We start from the raw sequence: 4,210 nt of genomic DNA, 5'->3' as shown, positions 1-4,210 counted from the left end.
TCGCCGGTACGCACCCGTAGCGCCAGTAACGCCAGTAACTCCTGTAGCGCCAGTAACTCCTGTAGCGCCAGTAACACCCGTAGCGCCAGTGACACCAGTAACACCAGTAGCACCGGTAGCACCGGTAGCACCGGTAGCGCCAGTAGCCCCAGTGGCTCCTCGTTGTCCGTTGGCGCCTGTCGCGCCAGTTGGGCCGGTCGGACCCGTTGGCCCTGTTATACCGGTAGGTACGCCAGTTGGGCTAGTTGGACTAGTAGGAGGAGGGATTGGGACAAACGGGGGTGGAAATACATTTGCACAGCTTTGCGGAGGGAAAATATTAGACCGGATTAGGTTGCTGTAACTATTATTTCTTAGATCCCCATCCATGGTGTATGCTCCTTCCTTCAGAATAAGTTGGATGGACAGAGACGATGTATTGGAAACGGACAAGATTTCATAGAGACGTTTCTACCAATACATCAATGTATGTGGATGAATATATATCCGCAACACGAATCAGCAATCAATAGTATTACAGTTGAGGGATATATGTGTGGAAGATGGTGCTTCATGAGGAATACTGTTATAATGAAAGGGAAATCGAGGTGATCAGAATGGGGAAAAAACGCAGAACAGCAGCGGCTCCGACTCAGGCTGCCACAGAGAAGCCGGCTACCTTGAAGGATTTGTTAAGTCCCGATGTCTTGAACAAGCTGAAGAATCAGGCCAAGGAACTGCAAGTCCAAGAAGACAATCGCAAGGAACGGGAGCGTCAAAAGGCTGAAGAAGCCCGTCGTGCCGAGCAGAAGAAGCTGGACAACAACTTCGAATATTTATTGAATAACAGCAGCCTGGATTGGCGCAAATATAAAAAGTAAGGAAAAGCGTGCAGACGGTAGAGTCTCACGCTTTTCCTTCTTTATACACCTTAAAATAATTGGAGGAGCAACTTCTTCCAATCCTGTACATTTGATCTCAGCGTCAAGAGGAGGTAATCTTGGTTATATAGTATTGTAACATTGTTCACATATCGGATGGAGGAGACAGCATGAACTTGCCTATCTTAAATAAATTTGAATTGTTCGAGGCGATACAGAAGCATTGGGGTGGATTTTTTCGTCAATATGAAATGGCTCTGAACGAGCTTCAGAGTGATTTTCAAATCATTGATCTCGATTGGAAGACCAAATTCGGATATTCTCCGATCGAACATATGAAGGCACGGGTGAAGAATCCGCTGTCCTTGCTCAAAAAAATTGAACGCAAAGGGATTCCGTTCTCCATGGATGCTGTTCAGGACAATATTCGTGATATTGCGGGATTGCGGATCGTTACCACATTTCTGGATGACGTGTACATGATGAAGGAGCACATCGAACAGCGAGAGGATATCCAAGTGCTTCAAGTGAAAGATTACATTCAGAATCCGAAGCCAAGCGGCTATAAAAGCTTGCATATGGTGGTGAAGACACAGGTTATTCTATCGCACGAAGTATTGTGGGTACCCGCTGAAATTCAGCTGCGCACATCTTCCATGGATTTCTGGGCAGCGACAGAACATAAGCTGAACTATAAATATGAAGGCGGTGAAGTGCCTGAGGATGCGCGCAACCAACTCTATGAATTATCCAAGTCGGCCTTCCAAATGGACGAGCAGATGTCCATGCTGCGTAATCAGCTTCTAAAATAAACGGAACACCGAAAGGCTCCCCTGGATAAGGAGAGCCTCTTTGTAATGTCCGAATTACTTGATGCCATGCCACTTGGCAAGGTGCTCCGCATGAGAGCGCAAATAAGCATGTGGGCCAAAAAATTGATCGTAATAATCCAAATCCAAATGATGGGTCTGTAAATACATAAGTGAAAAGACGGATGGAACCGTAGCTGGAAACTTGCCGAAGGTGTCATAAATGTATTGCGCCATATGGCTGACAGCTTCTCGGAACTGTTCGTCGTGGATTTGTGCGCTGCTTCGTACTTTGCGGCTGTCTTTCCACGGGCCTGGTGTATCGGGGTGGAAGGGGCCGTTTTTGCCAAACTTGCGATCGCAAAATGCATCTACAGCGGCGCGCATATCAGCAAAGTGCGGCGGCGTGAATGAAGTGAATACCCCTTCAAGACCGGTTGGATTAGGGAGCGACCACCGCTTGTCAGTATCATAGCGGAATCCAAGTCCAGGCACATTCGGATCACCGCTAGCTCCAAGCACAGTGAGACGGTCAATGCCGTCGAACATCCAGCCGCCTAATCCGAGTGCCTGCTGCATGAGCATACCAGCATAGGTCGCGGTCGATAACTCAGCCGATATCTCTGCCAATGAGTATTGATCAAGGAATGAAAGTGGGAGCGGGTTGTCAACATCGACAATGTCACGGAACTGCTCAATGCCCGGAATAGGACGGTCGTTCACATCATCGTAAATGCACAGCCCATTTTGAACATAGAAGCATAGGTTCGCAATCGTATGCTGAGCCAAGTCTCCTACTGGGAAGACGAGCAGCGTACCTGGCTTGTTCGCAACCCATGAATTATGCCCCTCCATATAAGGCTCATAATTCGGGATATGTAGTCGTTGATTGGAAATGCGGCGAATATTGCCGGAATAAGCTTGAATCAAGTCAATGAGCCGGTGGTTGCCATCTGTATCCCGCTCCGTGAGCGGAGGTGTGTCTCGCGTGTCGAACAGATACGTTCCTGTGTCGTCGGTAAAGAAAATCTGAGAGGTATGAAACCCAGCTGCTGAAGGAAACGTTCGACCAGAGGCTGAACCTGAATAATTGGATAGATGCGGCTTATATCGATCATGACGGGTTACGGAATGATGCCAGCCGGTGACACCGCCAACTGCCAGGAGGATCAAAATTTTCTCTATTTCATCCAAAGGAAGTGGCTCGTGCTTGGACGTATAGGCCAGAGCTCCGTCTGGTATTTCAGCCCCTCTGAAGAAGCGGCGTGAGCGCCGTCCGAATAAGGCGTCGAGCAGTGGATATTGCAGCAAATCCTGAAGAGTTTGTTCATCAATATGATGATGGGTTTGAACGGACAAGTGGAAAACCTCCTTAGATGGGGAAATAGAAAAAGAGACACGCCAATTCCTGTTGGAATCGGGTGTCTCCAGTTGACTGGTCGAACCGCCGATGCGTATCCGCCTGTATATTATTGTGTGTATCTTATTTCAATATATGCGTAAATGTCAATAGGAATTATCAACATTAAATCCGTTCACATGTAAAAGAGCGCAAAACAATCGTTGACAGGTACATACGGTGGTGATATGATGCTGTTCAAATCATTATAATCATATCGGAATTATAGGTTGATGTTGACCGGACGACCGGAGACGTTATTCCCTTCATAGGGAATGGCGTCTTTTTTCGTTCCTGAGACACAGTTGTTGAATACTTCGAGAAGGAGGGAATTTATGTGGGTCCGATCATTCGGGTAGAGCGGGTTTCTTTTCATTATGGAGAAAATGAAGAACGCATTCCAGTTCTCTATGATATTGATTTCGAACTGGCACAGGGGGAAGCGGTGGCCATCGTCGGACATAACGGTTCCGGCAAATCCACCTTCGCCAAGCTGCTGAATGGGCTGCTTCTGCCCTCAAGTGGAGAGGTATGGGTTGCCGGTACAAATACGAAAAATACGCAAGCTAGGGAGCGACTCCGCTCGGCAGTAGGCATTGTGTTTCAACATCCAGACAATCAATTGGTGGAGACGATCGTGGAAGATGACATTGCATTTGGGCCGGAAAATATCGGTGTGCCCCAAGATGAAATTCGTCGCCGTGTAGATGAGGCGCTGGAAGTGGTGGGAATGATGGCATTTCGCGACCGACCGCCACATCGCTTGTCAGGGGGCCAGAAGCAGCGCATTGCGATTGCAGGGGTACTGGCGATGCAGCCTTCATGCATTGTGTTTGACGAGTCAACGAGTATGCTCGACACCTATGGGCGGCGGGAAGTCATGGAGGTGATCCAGCAGCTGCGCAATCAGGGGGTGGCCATCGTATCGGTTACTCACCATATGGAAGAAGTCGTTCATTTCGATCGTGTCATTGTGTTTCAAGAAGGCCGTATTGTACGTGAATGCACTCCGAGGCAGCTGTTCACGAATCACGAGCAGCTTGCTGCCTATTATTTGGAGCCGCCAGAAATGAATCGAATAGCAGTGGGCGTTCATCGGCATGAAGAACTGTTCCGATCAGATCGGTTGACGGTATCTGAAG

Annotated in this window: 4 protein-coding genes and 1 pseudogene; 3 read left to right on the top strand and 2 right to left on the bottom strand. The window is 48.2% G+C overall.

Annotation, left to right across the window (positions count from 1 at the left end; all coding sequences use genetic code 11):
- Positions 1-369: pseudogene (locus AZ66_RS31075) on the bottom strand (hypothetical protein); the annotation flags it as partial.
- Positions 370-596: 227 nt separating this feature from the next.
- On the opposite strand from AZ66_RS31075, the gene AZ66_RS27425 reads away from it, so the two are divergent.
- The gene (locus AZ66_RS27425; protein WP_044357809.1) at positions 597-860 is read left to right on the top strand and encodes a YqkE family protein; all 264 of its coding nucleotides are present in this window, start codon (positions 597-599) and stop codon (positions 858-860) included.
- A gap of 170 nt (positions 861-1,030) precedes the next feature.
- Positions 1,031-1,672: a GTP pyrophosphokinase gene (locus tag AZ66_RS27420; RefSeq protein WP_052648903.1), complete on the top strand. Its 642-nt coding sequence runs from the start codon at positions 1,031-1,033 to the stop codon at positions 1,670-1,672.
- Between the two features lie 54 nt (positions 1,673-1,726).
- On the opposite strand, the gene AZ66_RS27415 is transcribed toward AZ66_RS27420, so the two are convergent.
- Positions 1,727-3,028 carry a hypothetical protein gene (locus tag AZ66_RS27415; protein ID WP_197081785.1) on the bottom strand — a complete coding sequence of 434 codons (1,302 nt, stop codon included), beginning with the start codon at positions 3,026-3,028 and terminating at the stop codon, positions 1,727-1,729.
- A gap of 377 nt (positions 3,029-3,405) precedes the next feature.
- Here AZ66_RS27415 and AZ66_RS27410 point away from each other — a divergent pair.
- A partial coding sequence (locus AZ66_RS27410; RefSeq protein ID WP_044357805.1) for an energy-coupling factor transporter ATPase occupies positions 3,406-4,210 on the top strand: 805 nt, incomplete at its 3' end.

Source organism: Paenibacillus sp. E194, from assembly GCF_000935845.1.
Lineage (GTDB): Bacteria > Bacillota > Bacilli > Paenibacillales > Paenibacillaceae > Paenibacillus_B > Paenibacillus_B alvei_B.
Note: the sequence above shows the minus strand (reverse complement) of the source record. Positions and strands in the feature narration are given on the sequence as shown.